The organism is Clostridium sp. DFI.5.61 (assembly GCF_024462915.1).
Lineage (GTDB): Bacteria > Bacillota > Clostridia > Oscillospirales > Oscillospiraceae > Lawsonibacter > Lawsonibacter asaccharolyticus.
Genome location: NZ_JANGBZ010000049.1, coordinates 1 through 23,019, shown reverse-complemented (window position 1 = coordinate 23,019; position 23,019 = coordinate 1). Strand labels below are relative to the sequence as shown.

The following is a 23,019-nucleotide window of genomic DNA, read 5'->3' as shown; positions in this document are numbered from 1 at the left end:
GCGGAGATCGTGACAGCCGTTGAGGATTGCGGCTTTTTTGAGAGCATCCCCCTATCGGCAGGATTGGCAGGGCCTGTCCCTGATGGTGGGACGAACACCCTCTTGACAGCCTCTTCTGTATCTGATAAAGTTACAGAAAACGGCTCCCTGGGAGGAGAACCATTATGAACAGCGATTTCTGCGTGGCGGTCCACGCTCTGGTCTATCTCAACCGAAGAGGGTGCGTCCTGTCCAGCGAGGAGCTGGCCCGGAACATCTGCACTAACCCCGCCCGGGTGCGGAAGGTGCTCGCCCGTATGAAAAAGGACGGCCTGGTGGAGACCAAGGAGGGCAGCTCCGGCGGAGGCTACCGCTTTGCCAAGGGGGCGGGGGAGGTGTCCCTGGCCCAGGTGGCCCGGGCGCTGGAGGTGCGCTTCGTCTCCACCTCCTGGCACAGCGGCAGCCAGGAGGTGAAGTGTCTGGTGGCCACCGGCATGGCTCAGGTGATGGATGCCCTTTTTGATGACCTGGACGACCGGTGCATGGCCCGGCTGGAGGAGATCACAGTGGAACAGGTGGACCGGAAGCTCTCCGGCGGACCCTGCCCCGGCGGCGGATGATCCCGCCGCAGAGAACAGTGCGAATGGAGGTTTTTTATGGGGTTTGATCTGGAGATCAGCGTTCCGGCGCTGACGGTTTTCATACAGGGCATCCTCAGCTTCTTCTCCCCCTGCGTCCTGCCTCTGGTCCCCTTATATGTGGGCTATCTGGCAGGCGGGGCCAAGACGGTGGAGGTGGACGGCACCATCCGCTACCCCAGGGGGCGGGTGATGTGGAACACCCTGTTTTTTGTGCTGGGGATCAGCGCCACCTTTTTCCTGCTGGGCTTCGGCTTCACCGCTTTGGGGCAGTTTTTCAGCGATAACCGGCTGTGGTTTGCCCGGATCAGCGGCATTATCATGGTGCTGTTCGGGCTGTACCAGCTGGGGGTGTTTGGACATTCCATGGCGCTGGAGCGGGAGCACAGGCTGCCCTTCCGGCTGGGCGGCCGGACCATGGGGCCGCTGGTGGCCCTGGTCCTGGGCTTTACCTTCAGTTTCGCCTGGACCCCCTGTGTAGGGCCGGTGCTGGGGAGCGTGCTCCTGATGGCCTCATCCTCGGCTTCGGCCCCGGCAGCGGCGCTGCTCATCGGGGTGTACACCCTGGGCTTTGTGCTGCCCTTCCTAGCGGTGGGGCTGTTCACCGGCGGGGTGCTGTCCTTCTTCAAGCGGCACCAGCAGGTGGTGCGCTGGACGGGGAAGGCGGGGGCGGCTCTGCTGATCCTGATGGGGGTGATGACCTTTACCGGCTTTATGAACGGCTTCACCGAATATCTGTCCCAGACCGGCTCCGCCGTGCCTCAGAGCCAGAGCGTCGGCAGCGGGGAGGAGCCGTCCGCCTCCACAGATGCAGACAACGGTGCGTCGGAGCCGCCGGTGGTCCCTGCCCCTGACTTCACCCTGGTGGACCAGTACGGGGAGGAGCACAGTCTGTCCGATTACAAGGGCAAGACCATTTTTCTCAATTTCTGGGCCACCTGGTGCGGCCCCTGCCGGGGGGAAATGCCGGATATCCAGGCGCTGTATGAGGAGTATGGCGAGAACCAGGGGGACCTGGTGGTACTGGGAGTGGCCGCCCCTGGGCTGGGGCAGGAGGGGACCCAGGAGGAGATCGCCATCTTCCTGGAAGAGAACGGCTATACCTTCCCCATAGTGATGGACACGGAGTACCAGCTCACCTATCAGTACGGCATCCGGGCCTACCCCACCACCTGGATGATCGACGGGGAGGGCAATCTCTACGGCTATGTGGAGAGCGCCATGACAGGGGAGATCATGAGGGATATCGTGGAACAGACCATGGAGGCCCAGCCATAAAAAAGAAACATGCCCCGCCCGCTCCAATGGGAGCGGGCGGGGCATGTTTGACTGTGTGGGTCCATCAGGGGGAGGCGGTGTAGAGGGAAGAAGTATCCTCAGCTCCATCCGTCATGGCGTACCAGCGATCGGCTTGGGCATGGGTGCGGGCGATGCGGGTGTCGGTGAGAACGCCCAGCTCCTCCAGAACGGCCAGGGTGTGGGAGGCCTGGGGGGTGAGGGTGATGGTCACAGAGCCGCCCCGGTGCACCATGCTGTCCTGCTCCGTCAGGTAGAAGCTGAAGTCCAGGTCAGCCTCACAGGTGTTCTCCAGGCGGTCCTGGTCCTCAAAAAGGTAGCGGGTGCCGATGGTGCCCGCGTCGAAATCGGTCAGCACGGCCTGCCACAGCTGCTCCGCCTGGGCGGCGGAGAGGGAGGCGGACTCGTGGCTATGGGCCTGGGTGTCCCAGAGATCGTAGACGTACGCCTCCGTCAGGCTCCAGTCCGCGGACTGGTCAAGTCCATAGCCGGCCCGGACGAAGCTCCGGTCAGAGACCAGCTGATCCAGAGCCCATGTGACGGTGCCCTCCATCCCCTGCTCCGCCCGGTACAGCGGAACGCCGTGGTAGTAGCGGCGGATGCTCTGTCCGTTGGACAGGGTGTAGGAGAGGGAGATATAGAAGGAGTCGTCATAGATGCTATCCTCCCTGGAGCGGGCAGCTACGATGGCCTGGTGGAGGGCGGTGATCTGGGCGACCTGCTCCGGGTCGGTGATCTGGACGCTCCCGCCGAAGCCGTCGCTGGGATAGGTGCTGCCCTCCAGATCCACAGTCACCTGGCTCACCTCGCCGGAGGCGGGGATGTAGTCCTGATAGCCGGTGAGATCCAGCCGGATGCACAGGAACAGGGCGGAGAGCAGCGCCAGCAGGACCAGGCAGCCCGGCCAGGCGGAGAAGACGCGGAAGGACTTGCGCAGCAGCATCTCCGCCAGAAAATAGCCCACTGCAGCCCAGAAGAGGATGGACAGCACCAGGGAGAGCTGGCCGTCTCCGAACAGCACATAGTAGGTAAAGGTGCCGCCGGAGAGACCGGCGCAGACGGCCACCCCGTACTTGAAGATGGGGCGGACCACCCGCACGGAGACCACGTCTCCCGCCGACTCCATCTGGCGGGCGCGGTAGATCAACAGGGCGGCCGCAGACAGGGCCACCCCCACACCGGCGTAGACCGCCACCACGGCGGGCTGGGCAAGCTGATAGGCCCCGCTGTCCGCAGCCTGGGTCCAGGATACAGCACCGCCCAGTTTCTCCAGAGGGGTGAGCCAGGCCACAGCCTGCTGGGTGGTGCCGCTCAGGCCGTTGTAGCCGTAGAGAAACAGGTAGAGCACCGAGTCCATCAGCGCGCTGATGATAGCCGCCAGGCAGTTCAGCACCCCGTAGAAGACAGGCAGAGCCAGCAGATGGCCGGTGAACATGGCACAGAAGACGGCAAAGGAGTAGAAGAAGAGGCAGGAGGCGGACTGGACCAGCAGCCAGATGGCCAGCGCCTTCAGATCCAGACAGTTCCCCACAGCCTCGCCGGCCAGGGTGAGGCCAAAGATGGCGGCGTTGGGCAGCAGCAGGAAGCTGAGCCCGGACAGATAGTTGGTGAAAAACAGAGCCTCCCGCCGCAGGGGCAGGGCGTGCATCATGCAGGCGGAGCGGCTGGCATCCAGATAGCTGAACACCGCCATAGCGGCCAGCAGGCCAAAGATGACGGCCAGCACCGTGCCCAAGTTCAGGGAGTAGCCCACCGAGACCCGGGAAAAATAGTCCAGGCTGTGCGCAAGGTCCTCCAGAGCCCAGTTCTGCCCCCGCTGGATCGTGGTGAGCAGATTGAGGGGCAGGGCAAACAGCCAGATCACCGAGTACAGGGCCCAGATGGGCCAGAAGCGGCTGAGGTTTTTGCGGTAGAGGGTGGAATTAAAGCATGATGTCACGGACCGCATAGTCCTCACCTCCCAGTTCATAGATAAAGATCTCCTCCAGCGTCAGAGGCAGGGCCTCCATCAGGATGGGCTGGAACGCGGCGAGCCGGCTTTTGATGACGTCGGAGCTGCCCCGGACGATCAGGGTGTGGATGCGGCCCACCTGGGTGACATGGAGCAGGTTCAGGTCCTCCGGCAGCTTGGGCATCTCCGGCTCCTGAAATACGATCTGCATCTTGACCACGTTGTCCTGAAGATCGGTGAGGGAGCGCTGCAGGAGCACCTTGCCCCGGCTGAGGATGCCCACGTGGTCGCACACGTCTTCCAGTTCCCGCAGATTGTGGGAGGAGACCAGCACCGTGGTCCCCCGCTGGGCCACGTCCCCCATGAGCAGGGACCAGACCTGACGCCGCATCACCGGGTCCAGGCCGTCTACCGGCTCGTCCAAGACCAGCAGGTCGGGGTTGCAGCACAGAGCCAGCCAAAAGGCGGACTGCTTCTGCATCCCCTTGGACAGGCGGCGGATGGGCTGTTTCTCGTCTACTGCCGGGAAGGCCTCCTTCAGCACCTGATAGCGCTTGTCATCAAAGGCGGGATACAGCCCCCGGTAAAACTTCATCATGTCCCGGGTGGAGGCGGACAGAAAGTAGTACAGGTCGTCGGGGATAAAGGCCACCCGGGACTTCACCGCCGGATTTTCGTACACCGGCGCCCCGTCCACCGTGATGGTGCCCGAGTCGGGGCGGTAGATGCCGGTGATGTGCCGCAGGATGGTGGACTTTCCCGCGCCGTTAGGGCCCACCAGCCCATAGATGGAGCCCTTCTCCACCTCCATGGTGAGCCCATCCAGGGCGCGGAAGCCGTCGAAGGTCTTGACGACGTTGTTTACCTTGATCATTGGACCTCTCCCCCTTTTTCCCGGATGCGGGCGATCAGCCGATCCCGCGTGACCCCCAGGTACAGCAGCTCGGCTGTCAGACTGTCGAACTGCCCTAGCAGCCGGTCCCGCCGCTCCTCATCCACCCCGGTGCGGGGGGCCGCGAAGCTGCCCTTCCCAGGGATAGAATAGACATAGCCCTCCGCCTCCAGGGACTCATAGGCCCGCTGGATGGTGTTGGGGTTGATGGCAAGATTGCTGGCCAGGGACCGCACAGAGGGGAGCTTTTCCCCCTCCTGGATGGCGCCGCTCACCATCAGCCGGCGCAGATTGTCCCGCACCTGCTCGTAGATGGGCCGGGCATCCCGGTAGTCCAGATTCAGCATACTGCCGCCTCCCTTCAAACTGTATTCACTGTATTAGTACAGTTAGTCTATGCGGACGGGACCGAAAAATCAAGCAAGAAATCCTTAAGATTTTCTTAGGATTTATCTCAGGGGGAGAGAGGACCGTCAGATCTCCACGCAAAAAGGGAGAAGATTTACCATTTCTTAATCTGTTTCCGTTTGAAAAAGGCGAGCGGCCGTGATATAGTATAGGCGAAAAGAGCATCAGAAGAAGGAGGCTCCCACACATGACTGCGACTGTCGGATTTATCGGAACGGGGAACATGGGCGCTGCTCTGGCCCGGGCCGTCTGTAAAACTGTGCCCCCCCAGCAGGTGCTGCTGACCAACCGCACCCCCGCCAAGGCGGAAGCCCTGGCCGAAGAGCTGGGCTGCGCCGCAGGTACCAATGAAGAGGTTGCCCGCGCCTGCCGGCTGATCTTTCTGGGAGTGAAGCCCCAGGTGATGGGGGAGATGCTGGCCTCTCTTACCCCTGTGCTGAAGGAGCGGGAGGACTGCTTTGTGCTGGTGACCATGGCCGCCGGCCTGACCTGCGCCCGGATCCGGGAGATGGCGGGGGTGGACTGCCCGGTGATCCGGGTGATGCCCAACACCCCCGCGGCCATCGGCGAGGGGGTGCTCCAGTTCTGCGGCCTGGGGACCACGGAGGAGGATATGGCCTCCTTCCGAAACCTGATGGCCCCCGCCGGGCTGGTGGATCAGGTGCCTGAGGGGCTGATAGACGCAGCCAGCTGCGTGTCCGGCTGCGGCCCCGCTTTTGCCTACCTGTTCCTGGAGGCCCTGGCGGACGGCGGGGTGGCCTGCGGCCTGCCCCGGGACAAGGCGCTGGCCTACGCCGCCCAGATGCTGGCCGGGTCGGCCCGGATGGTGCTGGAGACCGGCGCTCACCCCGGTGCCCTGAAGGACGCGGTGTGCTCCCCCGGGGGCAGCACCATCCAAGGGGTGCGGGCGCTGGAAAAGGGCGGTCTGCGGGCCGCCGCCATGGACGCGGTGCTGGCCGCCTATGAAAAGACGCAGGAATTAGGGACAAAATAAGGGACAGGCGGAGCCAGGGAGGACAGGGGAACGGCCCTGTCCTCCGGTTCCCGAGCTGAATAAAGGGGTTTGATGCTATGAAGATCGTGGTCAAGGTGGGCACCTCCACTCTGGCGCATGCCACGGGGCGGCTGAACATCCGCCATGTGGAGGAGCTGGTCAAGGTGCTCTCCGACCTGAAGAATGCAGGACACCAGATCATCCTGGTGTCCTCCGGCGCCATCGGCATGGGGGTGGGCAAGCTGAATCTGCCCTGCCGGCCCACTGACATGCCCGGCAAGCAGGCGGCCGCCGCCGTGGGACAGTGCGAGCTGATGTACACCTACGACCGGCTGTTCACCCAATACAACCACACTGTGGCCCAGATCCTCCTCACTGGGGAGGACATCGACCACAGCGACCGGAGGGAGAACTTCCAGAACACCATCTTCCGCCTGCTGGAGCTGGGCGCCCTGCCGATCATCAACGAGAACGACACCGTGGCCACCGCTGAGATCAAGGTAGGGGACAACGATACCCTGGGGGCCGTGGTGGCCTGCACGGTGAAAGCGGACCTGCTGGTCCTGCTCAGCGATATCCAGGGGCTCTACACCGCAGATCCCCGCAAGGACCCGGGTGCCCGGCTGATCCCGGTGGTGGAGGAGATCACTGCCGACATCGAGGCGCTGGCCGGCGGGGCTGGCTCCGGCCTGGGCACGGGGGGCATGGCCACCAAGCTGCGGGCCGCCCGCATGGTGACCGGCCAGGGCTGCGACATGATCATCACCAACGGGGACCAGCCCCAGCTGCTCTATGATATCGTGGAGGGGAAGCAGGTGGGGACCCGGTTCCTGGGCCGGCGGGCCTGACGGGGCTCAAAGGCGAAGGACCACAAGGAGGCGGAAGGGATGACCACACAAGAACTGCTTGCGCGTGCCAGACAGGCCAGAGGGGCCATGGCTCTGGCGGATACACAGACCAAGGACCGGGCCCTGCTGGCCATGGCGGAGGAGCTGGAGGCGGACACGGCCCCCATCCTGGCGGCCAACGCCCTGGATCTGGAGGGGGCCCGGGGCCGCATCTCCGAGGTGATGCTGGACCGGCTGGCCCTCAGCCCGGACCGGATCGCCGGCATGGCGAAGGGGATCCGGGAGGTGGCGGCCCTCCCTGACCCGGTGGGGGCTGTCCTCAGCCGGGTGGAGCGGCCCAACGGGCTGGTGATCGAGAAGACCGCCGTCCCAATGGGGGTCATCGCCATCATCTATGAGAGCCGGCCCAATGTCACCAGCGACGCCGCAGCCCTGGCCCTGAAGGCGGGCTCCGCCTGTGTGCTCCGCTGCGGGAAGGAGGCCCACCGCTCCGCCGCGGCCATCGTCTCCGCCCTGTGCCGGGGCCTCTCCCGGGCCGGACTGCCCCAGGAGGCCCTGTGTCTGGTGGAGGACACCACCCGGGCCTCCGCACACGAGCTGATGACCGCCAGCGGATACGTGGACCTGCTCATCCCCCGGGGGGGCGCGGGGCTGATCCGGGCCTGTGTGGACAATGCCACCGTCCCCGTCATCGAGACGGGCACCGGCATCTGTCACGTCTATGTGGACCGGGCGGCGGACCTGGACATGGCGCTGGACATCCTGGAGAACGCCAAGTGCAGCCGGCCCAGCGTGTGCAACGCCGCCGAGGTGTGCCTAGTCCACCGGGAGGCGGCCCCGGTCTTTCTGCCCCGGATGCGGGAGCGGCTGACGGATGCCAGGGCAGCCCGGGGGGAGCGGCCGGTGGAGCTGCGCCTGGACGGGACGGCGGCCGGGATCATCCCCGGCACGCCCGCGGGTCCGGAGGACTTCGACACCGAGTTTTTGGACTATATCCTGGCTGTCCGGGTGGTGGACGGGACGGAGGAGGCCATCCGCCACATCGCAGCCCACTCCACCGGCCACTCGGAGGCCATCGTGACAGAGGACGGGGAGGCGGCCCGGCGCTTCCTGGCGGCAGTGGACTCAGCGGCGGTGTACTGGAACGCCTCCACCCGCTTCACCGACGGGGGGGAGTTTGGCCTGGGCTGCGAGATGGGCATCTCCACCCAGAAGCTCCACGCCCGGGGCCCCCTGGGGCTGGCCGAGCTGTGCAGCTTCAAGTTCGTGATCCGGGGCGGGGGACAGATCCGCTGAGGCGCCCCCTCTCTTTTCCAGCTGACAAATGCGCGGTCTCCGGGTATGATGGGAGCAGAGCGACACTCTCATCAGAGCCGTGAGCCAGATATCGCGGGGACGGCCCAGAACCGCCCGCCGCGGCATCCCATTTCCGCCCCCCTTTTCCCAACTGGGTGAAAGGGAGGAAAATACCCATGAAAGGACTGATATCCGATGCACAAGCATCTGCTGGAGTTCTGCCGCCTGACGGGAGAGCTCCTGGAAAGCGAGCCGGTGCGGATGATGGGCCGCTGGCAGCACCACGGCCGGATCACCACCCTGGACCACTCCCTGTTCGTGGCCTACCTGTCCTTCCGGGCAGCCCGGTGGCTGCGTCTGGATGAACGGGCCGCCGCCCGCGGGGGCCTGCTCCACGACCTGTACCTCTATGACCCCCGGGACAAGTCCGCCCACCCCGGCAGCCAGTGCTTCGACCACCCCAGGGCCGCAGCCCGGAATGCCGAGCAGGTGACCAAGCTCTCCGACAAGGAGCGCAACATTATCCTGTCCCACATGTGGCCCCTGGGCGGAGCACTGCCCCGGTCCCTGGAGGCCCTGCTGGTGGACCTGGTGGATACCTTCTGCGCGGGGCTGGAGCTCTCCCACATCTATCACCCAGGCCGCCTGCGGGAGAAGCTGGGCGTGGTCCCCCTGGCGGGTTCCCCCCAGGCCGACGCGGCCTGATCTGCTCCGCACCTCCTCATGCCCCGGCAGCGTCTGCTGCCGGGGCATTTTTAGACATTTTTAGGAAAAGAGAGGCAGGAATAAAAATTCCCAGAAAATTTTCGAAAATTTCTCGAAAAATTCTCTTGAACCCAGGAAACTTTCTTGCTATTATGCTATAATGGTTGGGGGTATCCGCATAACGTGCCGGATCTGTGCAGTTTGATGGAGAAGCCCCACGCATATCCGTGCTGATCGGCACTGCCGTCACAATAGAGGAACAGAGAGCAAGCAGATTTGGTGACCGACCCGGCCAGGTACCGGCGGTCCGCGTAAGGAAGGAAGTTGTTTATGATCGCACACGGGAAGGATATCAAGGTATTCACCGGAAACTCCAACCCCAAGCTGGCCCAGAACATCTGTCAGGAGCTGGGCATCCCTCTGGGCGACTCCGAGGTGGGAGCCTTCTCCGACGGGGAGAATTTCGCCTCTATCTATGAGACCGTCCGCGGCTCCGACGTCTTTGTGGTGCAGTCCACCTGCTCCTTCCGCAAGGACGACAAGAGCGGTTCCGTCAACGATGCGCTGATGGAGCTGCTCATTATGATCGACGCCCTGCGCCGGGCCTCCGCCGGCCGGATCACCGCTGTGATCCCCTACTTCGGCTACGCCCGCCAGGACCGCAAGACCAAGCCCCGAGACCCCATCTCAGCCAAGCTGGTGGCCAACCTGATCGCGGAGGCCGGCGCAGACCGGGTGCTGACCATGGACCTGCACGCCAACCAGATCCAGGGCTTCTTCGACATCCCGGTGGACAACCTGCTGGGCTCCCCCATCTTTGTGGACCACTTCACCAAGAAGTACGCGGACTGCCATGACGACACCATGGTGGTCTCCCCCGATGTGGGGTCGGTGTCCCGGGCCCGGGCCTTTGCCCAGAAGCTGAACATGCCCCTGGCCATCGTGGACAAGCGCCGCCAGAAGGCCAACTCCTCCGAGGTCATGAACATCATCGGCGACGTGCGGGGCAAGCACGTCATCCTGCTGGACGATATGGTGGATACGGGCGGCTCCCTGTGCCACGCGGCTCAGGCCCTGATGGAGATCGGCGGCGCCCAGGATGTGACCGCCTGCGCCAGCCACGGCGTCCTCTCTGGTCCGGCCATCGACCGCATCAACAGCAGCGTGCTGGACGAGGTCATCTTCCTGGATACCATCCCGGCCAAGCCCGGCGTCAAGTGCGACAAGATCAAGTACATCTCGGTGGCCCACATGTTCGCGGAGGCCATCAGCCACATCTATATGGAGACCTCCGTCTCCCCGCTGTTCCTGTAAGAGAGAGCGGGGACCGGAAGGGCGCGAAAACAGGGGGCGGGTAGCCAATACCCGCCCCTCTTCAGACTGTTTGAGGAGACCGATATGCTGTTTGGAAATGGAACCGGCGGGGTGGACTGGGTCCTGGTCTGCCTGGGCAACCCGGGGGAGAAATACGAAAACACTCGGCACAATGTGGGCTTCATGGTAGCTGACGAGCTGGGCGAGCGCCAGCGCGCCCCCATCCAGAGGCTGAAATATAAGGCGCTGACCAACGTGTTCACCATCTCCGGCCAGAAGGTGCTGGTGATGAAGCCCGTCACCTTCATGAACCTGTCCGGGGAGGCGGTGCGCCAGGCGGTGGACTTCTATAAGGTGGCGCCGGACCACGTGCTGGTGGTCTCTGACGACACCGCCCTGGCTGTGGGCCGTCTGCGTATCCGCAGGGGGGGCTCGGCCGGGGGTCATAACGGCCTGAAAAACATCATCCTCCACTTGGGGACAGACCAGTTTCCCCGGCTGCGGGTGGGGGTGGGGGAGAAGCCCCACCCGGATTATGATATGGCGGACTGGGTGCTGGGCAAGTTCCAGGGGGAGGACAAAAAGGCCATCGACCAGGCGGTGAAGCGGGCCGCCGACGCGGTGGAGTGCATCCTGGCCGAGGGCATCGACCGGGGGATGAGCCGGTTCAACGGCTGAGGGAGAGCTGGTCCAGCTCCTGTCCCAGCTCCAGGCCCAGGGCCAGCCCGGTGAGGAGCATCTGCCGGCCCTCGGAGGCGCCCACCTCCATGGCCGCGCCCCAGATGCGGTCCGCCTCGTCCTCGCCTGTCAGCTGATACAGCCGCTGCAGGAAGGGAAAGCTCTCTTCGGATACCCGGTCCATGTCCGGGGTGGGGGGAAGGGCCTCCACATAGTCCAGAAGGATGGAGATCAGGTCATACATAGGAACCACTCCTTTACGCCCATTATTATAACATGTTTTTTTATTGCGTGTCAAGAGGTGACCAGTTTGAAATCACTGGGAGAAAGACTAAAGGTTTTGAGAAATGAACGGGGACTGGTCCAGCAGGATATGGCAGATTTTCTAAAATGCAGGGTGCGCAACTATCAGGCAATCGAGGCGGGAGAAGTAAACCCTAGGCTTCCAAAGCTGATAGAATTGGCGGACTATTTCGGCGTGTCGGTGGACTATCTTCTGGGGCGGACGGAGAACCGGGAGATCAACCGCTGACCCGGGCGGGGGAGACAGAGGTCTTCCCCGCTGTTTTGGTTCCGGCCTTTACACAGGAGGCGGGCCCTGCCTGCCATTCCCGGACCTGTGACGTGCCGCAGGGGCGCGCAAAGACCGAAGGCATCCCGTAGGGGCGGCTTCCAGCGCCGCCCCCAAAGCCTTCCCCCACGCCGGGGGGAAGGTGTCACGGCGTATGCCGTGACGGATGAGGGGTCTTCCTCCCCCCATCCCAGCCGCAGGATGGCCCCCAAAGGGTTCCGCCCTGCGGGGCGGCCGGCGGGGGCGGGCCCCCCCCCGCCCCCCCCCCCGCCCCGCCGGCGGCCCCCCACGGGGGGCCGCCGGGGGGGGGGGGGGGGGGGCGCTCAACGCGCGCCCCTACGCAGAGACCGAAGGCATCCCGTAGGGGGCCCGGACCCGCCCCTGAATGGAGACCGGGGGCGGAAATCCCCGGGAATTTCCTTGACGGACCAGAGAAAAGGCGATATACTGTTGGAAAATGACCCCCTCCCTAAAGTCGGGAACGGGGGGCTTTGTCACGTTTTTGATTTCCATATTTTTCTATTTGGTGGCCGCTATGAAACTTTTGAACGACATCTTGAACAATGTGCCGGAGTTCGGCCAGCTGCTGGCCGCCATGGACAGCGGCCGCTGTCCCGTGGCCCTGTCCGGGCTGTCGGCGGTCCACCGGGCCCACTTTGCTGCCGGGGTCTACGCCCGCACCGGCCGGCCGGTGGTGCTGGTGTGCGCCGACGAGGGGGAAGGGGAGCGGCTGGCCCGGGATCTGGAGTCCCTGACGGGGCAGCGGGTGCCGGTGCTCGCCCCCCGGTCCTACATCTTTCACAACGCGGCCACTGTCTCCCGCCAGTGGGAGCACCGGCGGCTGGCCCTGATGCGGGCCATGGCGGCGGGGGAGGTGCCCCTGCTGGTGGCGGCGGTGGAGGGACTGCTTCAGCGGACCCTGCCCCCGGAGGAGTTGGACCGGGCCTGGGCGGAGCTGCGGACCGGGGGGAGCTATGACCTGAACCAGCTGGCTGAGACACTGACCGCCGCCGGGTACAGCCGGTGCGACCAGGTGGAAGGCGTGGGACAGTTTGCCCTGCGGGGCGGGATCTTGGATGTCTACTCCCCAGGGATGGAGCAGCCCGTGCGGGCGGAGTTCTTCGGAGACGAGCTGGATGCTATGGGGCTGTTCGACCCCGCCACCCAGCGCCGGACGGAGAACGTGGAGCGGGCGGTGCTGCTGCCGGCGGCGGAGGCGCTGCCCCATCTGGCGCCCGGAGGGACGGCGGGGCTGGCAGCCCGGCTGGAGAAGCTGGCCGCAGGGGCGGAGAAGGCGGGGCGGCATGAGCTGGCCCAGACTCTGCGGCAGGACCGGGAGGCGCTGGAGCAGGGGCGGAGCTTCCCCGCCACGGACCGCTATCTGGCGCTGATCTATCCCCAGCTGGCCACGGCGGCCGACTACCTGCCGCCGGACGCCTGTGTGCTCTTTTCTGAGAGCAGCCGGGTGGGGGAGCGGGCCAAGACCTACCAGTGGCAGCTGGAGGAGGATGCCAAGTCCCTGATGGAGCGGGGGGAGCTGGACGGCTCCTGCGCCGTGCTGGCCCGCACCTTCCCGGAGCTCAACGTCCGGCTGTCCGACTGGCCGACGGCCTATCTGGACTCCTTCACTCTGTCGGCTTATCCGGTGCCCCCCGGCTGCCTGCTGTCGGTGACGGCCAAGCAGCTGCCCTCCTTTGGCGCCAGCCTGGAGACGGCGGTCTCCGACCTGGACCACTACCAGCGCTCGGGCCTGGGCACCCTGGTGCTGGTGTCCAGCGAACAGCGGGCCCTGAATCTCCAGATGCTGCTGCGGGAGCAGGGCCTCCGGGCGGCGGTGGAGTTCCAGCCCCAGACCCTCCCTGGGCCGGGGGAGACCCTGGTCTCGGTGGGCGGCCTGTCCGCCGGGATGGAGTACCCGGAGGCCCGTCTGGCGGTACTCACCGAGGGACAGGGGGCGGCACTGAAAAAGCCCCGGCCCCGGAAGGCGGCCACCAACCGGGAGAAGCTGAAGTCCTATGCCGACCTGTCCCCCGGGGACCTGGTGGTCCACGAGCATCACGGTGTGGGCCGCTACATGGGGATGGTGAAGCTGCCTGCCGACGGGGTGGAGAAGGACTATGTGAAGATCGCCTACGCCGGCTCCGATGTGCTCTATGTCCCCGCCACCCAGCTGGACCTGGTGAGCAAGTACATCGGCGGGGGCGAGGACGCGGCGGAGACCAAAAAGCTCTCCCGCCTGGGGGGCACCGACTGGGAGAAGGCCAAGAGCAAGGCCAAAAAGGCGGTGAAGGATCTGGCCAAGGGCCTGATCCAGCTCTATGCCCAGCGGCAGCGGCAGCCCGGCTTCGCCTTCTCTCCCGACTCCCCCTGGCAGCGGGAATTCGAGGAGGAGTTCGAGTACGCAGAGACGGAGGACCAGCTGCGCTGCGTGGAGGAGATCAAGCGGGACATGGAGCGCCCGGTGCCCATGGACCGGCTGCTGTGCGGCGACGTGGGCTACGGAAAGACGGAGGTGGCCTTCCGGGCCGTCATGAAATGCGTGCTGGACGGCAAGCAGGCCGCTGTGCTGGTGCCCACCACGGTGCTGGCCCGGCAGCATTTTCTCAACGCCCTGCGGCGCTTTGCCAAATATCCGGTGACCATCGATGTGGTCTCCCGCTTCCGCACCAGCGCCCAGATGAAGGAGACCCTGCGGCGGGTGGAGAGCGGTGAGGTGGACATCCTCATCGGCACCCACCGCCTGTTCAACCGGGACGTGCGCTTCAAGGACCTGGGTCTGCTGGTGGTGGACGAGGAGCAGCGCTTCGGCGTCCAGCACAAGGAGAAGCTGAAGGAGAACTTCCGTCAGGTGGATGTGCTGACCCTGTCCGCTACCCCCATCCCCCGGACGCTGAACATGGCCCTCAGCGGCATCCGGGACATGTCCACTCTGGAGGAGCCCCCCGCCGACCGCCAGCCGGTGCAGACCTATGTGCTGGAGCATGACTGGGGGGTGCTGGGGGACGCCATGCGCCGGGAGCTGGAGCGGGGCGGGCAGGTGTACTACCTCCACAACCGGGTGGAGACCATCGACCGCACCGCCAGCCGCATCCAGGCCATGCTGGGGGAGGATGCGGCGGTGGGGGTGGCCCACGGCAAGATGACCCAGGAGGCCATCGACGAGGTGATGAGCCGGATGACCGACGGGGAGCTGAACGTGCTGGTGTGCACCACCATCATCGAGACGGGCATCGACCTGCCCAACGCCAACACCCTCATCATCGAGGACGCCGACCGCCTGGGCCTGGCCCAGCTCCACCAGATCCGGGGCCGGGTGGGGCGGTCCAGCCGCCGGGCCTACGCCTACCTCACCTACCGCCGGGGCAAGGTGCTCACCGAGGTGGCCGCCAAGCGGCTGAGCGCCATCCGGGAGTTCGCCGAGTTCGGCTCCGGCTTCAAGATCGCCATGCGGGACCTGGAGATCCGGGGTGCGGGCAACGTGCTGGGGCCGGAGCAGAGCGGCTTCCTGTTGTCGGTAGGCTACGACATGTACTTGAAGCTGCTGGAGGAAGCGGTGCTTCAGGAGCAGGGCCAGCCGGTGCCTCCCAAGACCGAATGTGCCGCCGACCTGAGCGTGGCGGCGTCGGTGCCCGACCGGTACGTCCCCTCCCCGGAGCAGCGGATGGACCTGTACCGCCGCATCGCCGCCATCCGCAGCGAGGCGGAGGCGGACGACCTGGTGGATGAGCTCATCGACCGGTATGGCGAGCCCCCCCGCACGGTGAACAACCTGATCTCCGTGGCCCTGCTCCGCGCTGCGGCGGCGGAGGCCGGGATCACCGACATTGCCCAGAAGCAGGGGCAGCTGGTCTTTACCCTGGCCCGGTTCAGTCTGGAGCAGTTTTCCGCCCTGTGCGCCATGGACCGGTATCAGAACCGGTTGCTGCTCACTCCGGGGGAGGTGCCCCGCTTTACCTTCCGGCTGAAAAAGGGGGAGGACGCCCTGCGGGCCGCACGGCAGGTGGTGGACGACTTCGCGGGGGCGGAGGGCTGAAGCCGCCCCGCATTTCAGAGTGGGGAGTTTTTCCCTTCTCCATTGAAACCGGAAGACAGATGTGGTATGATATCAAACTGTATCCGGCCCTGCGGACCGGAACAGATCTGAATTGGATGAAACAGAAAGGAACTGCTCTTATGAGATCGATGAAACGGGCGGGGGCCCTGACCCTCGCGGCCCTGATCCTGGCCTTTTCCCTGACCGCCTGCGGTAAGGACGGCGGGAGCTCCGGGAGCGGCGCTTCTTCCAGTGCCGCCGGGAGCACCTCCAGCAGTGAACCGATCACCGTGGACCTGGACGCCGTCACGGATGTGTTCCTCACCACCGCCGGCATCCCGGGTGACACTGTGGTGGCCCAGGTGGGAGATGTGGACATCACCGCCGCTGAGCTGCTGTACTGGGTGGCGTACAGCGCCGACAGCATGCTCAGTTATTACAGCACCTATTTCGGCATCACCGAGCTGCCCTGGGATACGGAGGACGCCTCCGGCGTCACCCTGACCCAGGGGACTTTGGACAACGCGCTGAGGACTGCGGCCCTGTACGCCCTGATCCCCGGGATAGCGGAGGGGGAGGGCGTGACCCTGTCCCAGGACTTCCAGGACACCTTTGCCGATCAGCTGGCCACTATGACTGAGGCCATGGGGGGCGAGGACGTGATGGCCATGTACCTGTGGCAGTATCCCCTGACTCCTGAGCTCTACACCCAGCTGTGTGAGAGCGAGGACCTGAACGGCCAGCTTCAGGATAAGTATTTTGGAGAGAACGGCACCATGAAGCCCACCGACGCCGACCTGCTCTCCTACATCCAGAACGACCGGAAGCTGTACTCCGTCAAGCACATCCTGCTGCTGACCCAGGACCCGGAGACCGGAGAGCCCCTGGACGAGGCTGCCGCGGCGGAGAAGAAGGCTCAGGCGGAGGATCTGCTCCGCCAGCTGCGGGAGAGCAGCGACCCCGCCGCCCTGTTCGACCAGCTGATGAACGATTACAGCGAGGACACCGGACTGGCCACCAACCCGGACGGCTATCAGGCCGTGGAGGCAGGTCAGATGGTCCCCGAGTTCGAGGAGGCGTCCCTGGCCCTGGAGCCCGGCGAGATCAGTGACATCGTGGAGAGCGATTACGGCTACCACATCATCCTGCGCCTTCCCCTGGAGGTGGAGCCGGCCGACTATCAGGCGGACTTTGTGCAGGAGAAGATGACCCAGCTCCAGCAGGGCTGGCTGGACGAGCATGAGATCGTTACCAACGATGTCTTTGACCAGCTGGACGTGCCCGCTTTCTATGAGACGGTCACCGCCCTGCGGCAGGCGGTGAGCACCCGGATGGAGGAGCTGAGCGCCCAGGAGGACGCCTCCGCATCCGCCGGGACCTCCGCCTCCGCCAGCGCCCCCGCCGCCAGCGGTAGCGCCCAGAACTGAGGCCCTTCACAGCGTAGAAAAACCTCCGCCCTGCCCCCATGTGGGGGCAGGGCGGAGGTTTTTATATACCGGGGCCCTCCGGCAAAACGGGGCCTGCCCGCCGGAGAGCGGAGGAGAAGCGAAACAGGAGAACGGTGGTGCATAGGATCTGGACCACCAGCACCACCAGCAGGAACAGGGTCAGCGCGATGGAGAAGGAACTCAGGGGGCCGGAGCTGTCCACCCCCAGGTAAAACAGGACGGAGGCGGCGGTGGAGAGGACGGTGACCACCGTGCGGGCCCGGAGCAGGGCGGGGGAGAAGTCACGGCCCGTCTCTCCGGCGTGGCGGGCGGCGATGTCCGCCAGGTCTGTGAGGAACTGGAAGTGGAAATACAGGGTGGTGAGCTCCACCGCCAGCGCCAGCCAGCTCAGCAGCCAGGAGAACTGGGACAGGTCCCAGGCTGGGAGGAGGAAGGCATACTGCTTCAGCGCCCAGAGACCCAGGGGGAAGGTGAGGGGGCCCAGGAGCCGCAGGTCTGGATGCTCCTCCTCCAGGGCGGTGACGGCCCGGCTCAGCAGATACCACCCCACCGCATTGGGGAGGAGGGAGAAGCGGTTAAGGTTGATGTCCAGATAGAGGAAGAAGTAGGCCCAGGCGGCGTACTGGACCCCGCGGATCAGTTTTGAGTTCAATCCAGATGCACCTCCCGCTCCAGTGGGATGGGGACCTCGTTCCCCTGGCTGTCCGTATAGACGGCCTCCAGCCAGTCCGCCATGACGCAGTCCGCGGCGGGGATGCGGTTGGCATACCCCTTGCCGCGGCTGCCCCAGTACAGAACCCGGCTTTCCCCGGGGGCCAGCTCCACCTCCAGACCGGACACATCATAGCCGGTATAACAGCTGTTCTGGACTTGAGACAGCAGACCGAACACCGGGTCCTCCTGCTGGCCGTCCTCCGGGGCATCCGTTCCGGTCAGGACGGAGACCCCCTCATCCCAGTACTGAGTGACGTCCAGGGTCATGGTTTTGGGCTGGTCGGTATGATTGGTGAGTCGAAGCACCATTCCGCCCACAACACTGGTAAACCGGGCATCCAGATCTGGGGCATCGGTATGGATCGAGCTGCCGAAGCCATTCAGATCTAGCTTTTTGACAGCAGAGCCCTCTATATAGGCGTCTTGGACCCGGAGCTCTGCCTCGGGCCATAGCTCCAATTCCACCCCATCCGCCTCTCCGTGCCAGGTGAAAACGGGGGGCTCCTGGCTGGGGAAGGGAAGGTTGTCGTAAGAAGTGAGCCGTATCTGTTCCCACTCAAAGGGGGAGGCCAGCCGGCCGGTTTGTACCGACAGGGGCGAGACCGTCCAGGTGCCGTCCTCCCGGCGCTGGAGGTGGAGGGTGTGGCGGCGGTAGCCGATGGAGCGCTCAGTGCCCTCCCGCGGCCCGCCCTCGTCCCGGAAGAAGTACATCTGGGTCCAGTAACCCCCCTCCCCATCATAGGAGAGTCCCCGGAAGATGGGGCCGGTGCGGTAGGACGCCGATCGGGGATCGGTCCCCGGGAGCACGCTCCAGCCCGCCCGGTCCGTCTGCCGCCACTCCTCCACCAGGTCGGGGAGCTGCTCCTGGGGGAGGGTCATGGCCTGGTAGGCGTAACAGTCCTGAACGTCGTGATACTGGGCGTAGATGCCCTTGCTGTATGCGTCCAGGGCGCCCCCTACGGTGGCGGGCCGGTGGGACAGGGCGTAGGAGAGACTGCCCACGGGGCCCAGCAGGCGGACAGCGCCGGGGAGGGGATCGGCAGCGGAGACCGGCAGGCCCACTACCAGGGAGAGGGTCAGCGTCACCACCATGCAGACGGAGACCAGTCCCATTCCCCGGGGAAAGGCCTTGAACCGGGTGATGGCCTGGATGCGTGCCTTGATGTTCTGTCCTCCGTTGGCCATGGTGGTGGCGCCGGGGAAGCGGCGCCGGCCGTCATCCGCCATGGACAGCAGGACCCGGCCGTAGTCCCGGCGGTCCTCCCCCTCCAGCCGCTCCAGCACCAGCTGGTCACAGCGCTGCTCCCGCTGGTTGTCGATGCGGTCAAAGATGCGCCACAGGAAGGGGTTGCACCAGTGGACGCACCGGAACAGGGCGGTGACCCACCCGGCGGCCACGTCCCGCTGTTTCAAATGGATCAGCTCGTGAAGGATCACCTTGCGGTCCGGGGCCCAGCCCATGGGGAGCACCAGCACCGGACGGACCACCCCCACCAGGAAGGGGGTGGAGGCGGCGCGGCTCTCCACCACCCGCCGGGGCATGGACAGACCGAAGCGCTCCGCCAGGGCGGCGACGGCCTCCAGCCGGGCTCCGGCCACCGGCACGGCCTCCCCCAGGGAGCGGCGCAGCCGCAGCCCGCCCGCCGCCAGCCACAGGGCGGACAGGAGGACCCCCGCCAGATAGAGGAGGAACAGCCAGTCAGTGACAGAGCGGGGCAGTCCGCCCGCCGGGGGGATGGGGATGCCCGCCAGGGGCAGGGAGGGGGTCCAGGGGGAGGACCAGGCGGAGTCCAGCCCCAGCTCGACCCAAGTCCGCAGGGCCTCGCCCAGCCCGGTCAGGTCGGCTATGGCAGAGCGGCCCAGCCAGCCCACCGGCAGGATCAGCCGGAGCACCACCACCATCCAGACCGCGTACTGCCACTGGGGGGAGAGCTTGTCCCGGAAGATGTGCTGGAGCACGAGCACGAAGAGGGCGGCCATGCTGGCCGCCGCCGTCTGATGGAGGAAGGACCAGAGATCGAACACGGCTACACCTCCATCTCGTCCAGCAGGCGGCGCAGCTCCTCCCGCTCCTGGGGGGAGAGGCTGCCGTCCTTCACAAAGGCGGCCACCAGCTGTCCCGCCGAGCCGTCATAGACCCGGTTCACCAGATCCCGCCGCTCCCGGGCGGCGCACGTCTCCCGGCTGGGGATGGCGGCGTACCGCCGGGGGGAGGACTGGTCCATGGATACCAGCCCCTTGGCGGCCATCCGGGTGAGGTAGGTGTGCACGGTGGTGCGGCTCCAGCCGGTCTCCGGCGCCAGGGCGCCCAGGATCTGCCCCAGATGCTGGGGCCCGCCGGCCCAGAGGGCCTCCAGCACCTTCCACTCGCTGTCCGTCAGCTTCCACATAAAGACCACTCCTACACATGTAGAATTTCTGAGATGATTCTACATGTGTAGGAGGAACTTGTCAAGCCTTGTCGGGAAAAAGCCTGTCCCAGCCCCCTGGATTCTGCAAAAAATGGACAGGCCGGGGTCTATACTGAGCGGTACAAAGGAAGGGAGCGTGAGGTCATGGATAGCTGGCACAGCCGGCCGCAGGCCGATCTTTTTCAGGAACTGGACGCGCGGCCCGGGGGACTGACCCGGCGGCAGGCGGAGGAGCGGCTGGCCCGGTACGGGCCGAATCAGCTGGAGCCCCCCAGGCGGCCGGGGCTGCTCTCCCGGGTGATGGCCCAGATGAAGGACCCCATGATCTTGGTGCTGCTGGGGGCGGCGGGGCTGTCCCTGGCGGCCAGCCGGGGGGAGGACTGGCTGGATGCGGCCATCATCCTGGTCATCGTGGTGGTGAACAACATCATCTCCATCTCCCAGGAGGACCACGCCCACCGGGCCCTGGAGGAGCTGCGGAAGATGACCTCCCCCCACGCCACCGCCCTGCGGGGGGGCGCGCCCGTCCGGGTGGAGGCGGCGGAGCTGGTGCCGGGGGACGTGATCCTGCTGGAGGCGGGGGACCTGGTGCCTGCGGACGCCCGCCTGCTGGAGGCGGCGGGACTGCGCTGTGACGAGAGCGCAATGACTGGGGAGTCGGTGCCCGTGGAGAAGGCGGCGGGTGGGCCGCTGCCGGAGGACGCCCCCCTGGGAGACTGGACCAACATGGTGATCTCCGGCACACTGGTCACGGCGGGGCGGGCCACCGCCCTGGTCACCGCCACCGGCATGGACACACAGATGGGCCGCATCGCCGGCCTGCTGCTGGAGGGAGAGACCCAGCCCACCCCCCTCCAGCGGAAGATGGGGGAGATCTCACGCTCCCTCTCCTTCCTGTGCCTCTCCGTATGCGCCGTCATGTTCGGGGTGGGGCTGCTCCAGGGGAAGGACATGCTGGGCATGTTCCTCACCGCCGTCTCCCTGGCGGTGGCCGCCATCCCGGAGGGCCTGCCCGCCATCGTCACCATCGTGCTGGCCCTGGGGGTGGGGCGGATGGCGGACCGGGGGGCCATCGTGAAGAAGCTGCCCGCGGTAGAGACCCTGGGCTGTGCCAGCGTCATCTGCTCGGACAAGACGGGCACCCTGACCCAGAACCGGATGACGGTGCGGGAGCTGTGGGTCCCGGCGGGGGGGCACCGGCGGGACGCCCTGCTGGCGGGGGCCCTGTGCGGCGACGCCCGGCTGGAGTGGAAGGCGGGGGCCCCGGTATCCGCGGGGGACCCCACCGAGGGGGCGCTGGTGGTGGCCGCCGCCCGGGAGGGGCTGGACCGGAACCAGCTGTCCGAGAGCCTGCCCCGCACCGGGGAGATCCCCTTCGACTCCGGGCGCAAGCTGATGACCACCGTCCACGAAAAGGAGGGAGGCGGCCGCCTGGTGCTGGTGAAGGGGGCACCGGACGTGCTGCTGGAGCGGTGCGTGTCCGGCCCAAGAGGCCCACTGTCGCCGGCGGACCGGAGACAGATCCTCGCCGCCAATGAGGACATGGCCCGCCGGGCCCTGCGGGTCATCGGGGTGGCCCGGCGGGAGCTGTCCTTGCAGCCCAGAAAGCTGGAGAGCGGGACGGTGGAGCGGGACCTTACCTTCCTGGGGCTGTTCGGCATGGCCGACCCACCCCGGCGGGAGGTGAAGGGGGCGGTGGAGCGGTGCCACCAGGCGGGCATCCGCCCGGTGATGATCACCGGGGACCACCGTGCCACGGCCATGGCGGTGGCACGGGAGCTGGACATCTGCCGCCCAGGGGACCTGGCCCTCACCGGCCCGGAGCTGGACTTCATGCCCCAGGAGATGCTGGAGGAGGACATTGAAAAATTCGCTGTCTTTGCCCGGGTGTCGCCGGAGCACAAGATGCGCATCGTCCGGGCCTGGCAGAAAAAGGGGCGGGTGGTGGCCATGACGGGGGACGGCGTCAACGACGCCCCAGCCCTCAAGGCGGCGGACATCGGCTGCGCTATGGGGCTGTCCGGCACCGACGTGGCCAAGGGAGCGGCGGAGATGATCCTCACAGACGACAACTTTTCCACCATCGTTCAGGCGGTGGAGGAGGGGCGGGGGATCTACTCCAATATCCGCAAGGCCATCCACTATCTGCTCTCCTGCAACATCGGGGAGATATTCACCATTTTCGTGGCCACCCTCTTGAACTTCGGGCAGATGCCCCTGGTGCCGGTGCAGCTGCTGTGGCTGAATCTGGTGACTGACTCCCTGCCCGCCCTGGCCCTGGGCGTGGAGCCGGTGGAGGAGGGCGTGATGGACCAGCCGCCCCGGGACCCCTCCGCCGGGCTGTTCTCCCGGGGATTCTCCCTGCGCCTGGCGTGGCAGGGACTGATGGTGGGCGGGCTGACTTTGGGGGCCTATCTGCTGGGGCTGTTCCACCTGGGCGCCCCCGGCATGGAGGGGGCGGCGGCCAACACCATGGCCTTCGCCACCCTGACGCTGAGCCAGCTGTTCCACGCCTTCAACGTCCGCAGCGAGGACCAGTCCCTGCTGGCCCAGGGGGCGCTGTCCAACCCGGCCATGAACAAGGCGTTCCTGGCGGGGATGGTCATGCAGCTGTCTGTGCTGCTCCTGCCGCCCCTTCAGGGGGTGTTCTCCGTGTGCCCCATGGACCTGACCCAGTGGGTGACGGTGCTGGCCCTGGCCATGGCCCCCATCCCCATCTGCGAGGCGGAAAAGGCCCTGCGGCGGCGCAGGCCGGAGGCGGAGGAGCCCAGACAGGAGAAGGAGCTGTCCGCGGCCCGAAAGTAAACAGTCTTGCGCCCCGGCCTGAGCAGGCCGGGGCGCGT

The 23,019-nt window shown here is 66.0% G+C and carries 18 protein-coding genes and 1 pseudogene; 12 read left to right on the top strand and 7 right to left on the bottom strand.

The annotated features are described in order from the left end of the window. The first annotated feature begins 164 nt into the window (after positions 1-164). Positions 165-599, top strand: a complete 435-nt coding sequence (locus NE584_RS15585) for an Rrf2 family transcriptional regulator (RefSeq protein ID WP_256183203.1) — start codon at positions 165-167, stop codon at positions 597-599. 36 nt (positions 600-635) lie between these two features. Then, the gene (locus NE584_RS15580) at positions 636-1,895 is read left to right on the top strand and encodes a cytochrome c biogenesis protein CcdA (RefSeq protein WP_256183202.1); all 1,260 of its coding nucleotides are present in this window, start codon (positions 636-638) and stop codon (positions 1,893-1,895) included. A gap of 64 nt (positions 1,896-1,959) precedes the next feature. Here the strand turns inward: NE584_RS15580 and NE584_RS15575 are convergent, their stop codons facing one another. From NE584_RS15575 to NE584_RS15565, 3 genes are read right to left on the bottom strand one after another with little or no spacing between them, the layout of a single operon-like run. Further along, positions 1,960-3,861: a hypothetical protein gene (locus tag NE584_RS15575; RefSeq protein ID WP_256183201.1), complete on the bottom strand. Its 1,902-nt coding sequence runs from the start codon at positions 3,859-3,861 to the stop codon at positions 1,960-1,962. Continuing rightward, positions 3,836-4,738: an ABC transporter ATP-binding protein gene (locus tag NE584_RS15570; protein WP_256183200.1), complete on the bottom strand. Its 903-nt coding sequence runs from the start codon at positions 4,736-4,738 to the stop codon at positions 3,836-3,838. Before NE584_RS15570 ends, NE584_RS15575 begins: the two co-directional genes overlap by 26 nt. Further along, positions 4,735-5,103: a GntR family transcriptional regulator gene (locus NE584_RS15565; protein WP_050623132.1), complete on the bottom strand. Its 369-nt coding sequence runs from the start codon at positions 5,101-5,103 to the stop codon at positions 4,735-4,737. Before NE584_RS15565 ends, NE584_RS15570 begins: the two co-directional genes overlap by 4 nt. A 248-nt stretch (positions 5,104-5,351) precedes the next feature. Here NE584_RS15565 and proC point away from each other — a divergent pair, with 248 nt between their 5' ends. The 6 genes and pseudogenes from proC (at position 5,352) to pth (ending at position 10,999) form a co-directional block, all read left to right on the top strand. Next, the gene (proC, locus tag NE584_RS15560) at positions 5,352-6,158 is read left to right on the top strand and encodes a pyrroline-5-carboxylate reductase (protein ID WP_256183199.1); all 807 of its coding nucleotides are present in this window, start codon (positions 5,352-5,354) and stop codon (positions 6,156-6,158) included. Between the two features lie 77 nt (positions 6,159-6,235). Then, a complete protein-coding gene (gene proB, locus NE584_RS15555) occupies positions 6,236-7,006 on the top strand; it encodes a glutamate 5-kinase (protein ID WP_050623134.1) in 771 nt (256 codons plus the stop codon). Positions 7,007-7,042: 36 nt separating this feature from the next. After that, positions 7,043-8,302, top strand: a pseudogene (locus NE584_RS15550) (glutamate-5-semialdehyde dehydrogenase); the annotation flags it as partial. A 195-nt stretch (positions 8,303-8,497) separates the two neighbouring features. Continuing rightward, positions 8,498-9,007 carry an HD domain-containing protein gene (locus NE584_RS15545; RefSeq protein WP_050623136.1) on the top strand — a complete coding sequence of 170 codons (510 nt, stop codon included), beginning with the start codon at positions 8,498-8,500 and terminating at the stop codon, positions 9,005-9,007. 330 nt (positions 9,008-9,337) lie between these two features. Next, the gene (locus NE584_RS15540) at positions 9,338-10,321 is read left to right on the top strand and encodes a ribose-phosphate pyrophosphokinase (RefSeq protein ID WP_050623137.1); all 984 of its coding nucleotides are present in this window, start codon (positions 9,338-9,340) and stop codon (positions 10,319-10,321) included. 84 nt (positions 10,322-10,405) lie between these two features. After that, positions 10,406-10,999 (top strand): aminoacyl-tRNA hydrolase, encoded by a 594-nt coding sequence (gene pth, locus NE584_RS15535; protein WP_108980285.1) that lies wholly within the window; start codon positions 10,406-10,408, stop codon positions 10,997-10,999. Here pth and NE584_RS15530 read toward each other — a convergent pair. Further along, on the bottom strand, positions 10,989-11,243 hold the full coding sequence (locus NE584_RS15530; RefSeq protein ID WP_050623139.1) for a hypothetical protein: 255 nt from the start codon (positions 11,241-11,243) through the stop codon (positions 10,989-10,991). The two genes, pth and NE584_RS15530, sit on opposite strands and share 11 nt — an antisense overlap. A gap of 57 nt (positions 11,244-11,300) precedes the next feature. Here NE584_RS15530 and NE584_RS15525 point away from each other — a divergent pair, with 57 nt between their 5' ends. From NE584_RS15525 to NE584_RS15515, 3 genes are all read left to right on the top strand, one after another. Continuing rightward, the gene (locus NE584_RS15525; protein WP_256183198.1) at positions 11,301-11,531 is read left to right on the top strand and encodes a helix-turn-helix domain-containing protein; all 231 of its coding nucleotides are present in this window, start codon (positions 11,301-11,303) and stop codon (positions 11,529-11,531) included. Positions 11,532-12,105: 574 nt separating this feature from the next. Further along, complete coding sequence (gene mfd / locus NE584_RS15520) at positions 12,106-15,603, top strand: transcription-repair coupling factor (protein ID WP_256183197.1); 3,498 nt, start codon at positions 12,106-12,108, stop codon at positions 15,601-15,603. Between the two features lie 140 nt (positions 15,604-15,743). Beyond that, complete coding sequence (locus NE584_RS15515; RefSeq protein WP_256183196.1) at positions 15,744-17,030, top strand: peptidylprolyl isomerase; 1,287 nt, start codon at positions 15,744-15,746, stop codon at positions 17,028-17,030. A 61-nt stretch (positions 17,031-17,091) separates the two neighbouring features. Here the strand turns inward: NE584_RS15515 and NE584_RS15510 are convergent, their stop codons facing one another. From NE584_RS15510 to NE584_RS15500, 3 genes are read right to left on the bottom strand one after another with little or no spacing between them, the layout of a single operon-like run. Then, positions 17,092-17,703, bottom strand: a complete 612-nt coding sequence (locus tag NE584_RS15510) for a hypothetical protein (RefSeq protein WP_256183195.1) — start codon at positions 17,701-17,703, stop codon at positions 17,092-17,094. Further along, positions 17,700-19,790, bottom strand: coding sequence for a M56 family metallopeptidase (locus NE584_RS15505; RefSeq protein ID WP_256183194.1), 2,091 nt, complete (start codon positions 19,788-19,790; stop codon positions 17,700-17,702). Before NE584_RS15505 ends, NE584_RS15510 begins: the two co-directional genes overlap by 4 nt. 2 nt (positions 19,791-19,792) lie before the next feature. Further along, the gene (locus NE584_RS15500; RefSeq protein ID WP_256183193.1) at positions 19,793-20,155 is read right to left on the bottom strand and encodes a BlaI/MecI/CopY family transcriptional regulator; all 363 of its coding nucleotides are present in this window, start codon (positions 20,153-20,155) and stop codon (positions 19,793-19,795) included. A gap of 165 nt (positions 20,156-20,320) precedes the next feature. On the opposite strand from NE584_RS15500, the gene NE584_RS15495 reads away from it, so the two are divergent. Next, positions 20,321-22,981, top strand: coding sequence for a cation-translocating P-type ATPase (locus NE584_RS15495; RefSeq protein ID WP_256183192.1), 2,661 nt, complete (start codon positions 20,321-20,323; stop codon positions 22,979-22,981). The last annotated feature ends 38 nt before the right edge of the window (positions 22,982-23,019 follow it).

Excerpts from the sequence above, each read along its gene's own strand:
- NE584_RS15585 (WP_256183203.1), top strand. The coding sequence starts at position 165 with ATGAACAGCGATTTCTGCGTGGCGGTCCACGCTCTGGTCTATCTCAAC.
- NE584_RS15580 (WP_256183202.1), top strand. The coding sequence starts at position 636 with ATGGGGTTTGATCTGGAGATCAGCGTTCCGGCGCTGACGGTTTTCATA.
- NE584_RS15575 (WP_256183201.1), bottom strand. The coding sequence starts at position 3,861 with ATGCGGTCCGTGACATCATGCTTTAATTCCACCCTCTACCGCAAAAAC.
- NE584_RS15570 (WP_256183200.1), bottom strand. The coding sequence starts at position 4,738 with ATGATCAAGGTAAACAACGTCGTCAAGACCTTCGACGGCTTCCGCGCC.
- NE584_RS15565 (WP_050623132.1), bottom strand. The coding sequence starts at position 5,103 with ATGCTGAATCTGGACTACCGGGATGCCCGGCCCATCTACGAGCAGGTG.
- proC (WP_256183199.1), top strand. The coding sequence starts at position 5,352 with ATGACTGCGACTGTCGGATTTATCGGAACGGGGAACATGGGCGCTGCT.
- proB (WP_050623134.1), top strand. The coding sequence starts at position 6,236 with ATGAAGATCGTGGTCAAGGTGGGCACCTCCACTCTGGCGCATGCCACG.
- NE584_RS15545 (WP_050623136.1), top strand. The coding sequence starts at position 8,498 with ATGCACAAGCATCTGCTGGAGTTCTGCCGCCTGACGGGAGAGCTCCTG.
- NE584_RS15540 (WP_050623137.1), top strand. The coding sequence starts at position 9,338 with ATGATCGCACACGGGAAGGATATCAAGGTATTCACCGGAAACTCCAAC.
- pth (WP_108980285.1), top strand. The coding sequence starts at position 10,406 with ATGCTGTTTGGAAATGGAACCGGCGGGGTGGACTGGGTCCTGGTCTGC.
- NE584_RS15530 (WP_050623139.1), bottom strand. The coding sequence starts at position 11,243 with ATGTATGACCTGATCTCCATCCTTCTGGACTATGTGGAGGCCCTTCCC.
- mfd (WP_256183197.1), top strand. The coding sequence starts at position 12,106 with ATGAAACTTTTGAACGACATCTTGAACAATGTGCCGGAGTTCGGCCAG.
- NE584_RS15515 (WP_256183196.1), top strand. The coding sequence starts at position 15,744 with ATGAGATCGATGAAACGGGCGGGGGCCCTGACCCTCGCGGCCCTGATC.
- NE584_RS15500 (WP_256183193.1), bottom strand. The coding sequence starts at position 20,155 with ATGTGGAAGCTGACGGACAGCGAGTGGAAGGTGCTGGAGGCCCTCTGG.
- NE584_RS15495 (WP_256183192.1), top strand. The coding sequence starts at position 20,321 with ATGGATAGCTGGCACAGCCGGCCGCAGGCCGATCTTTTTCAGGAACTG.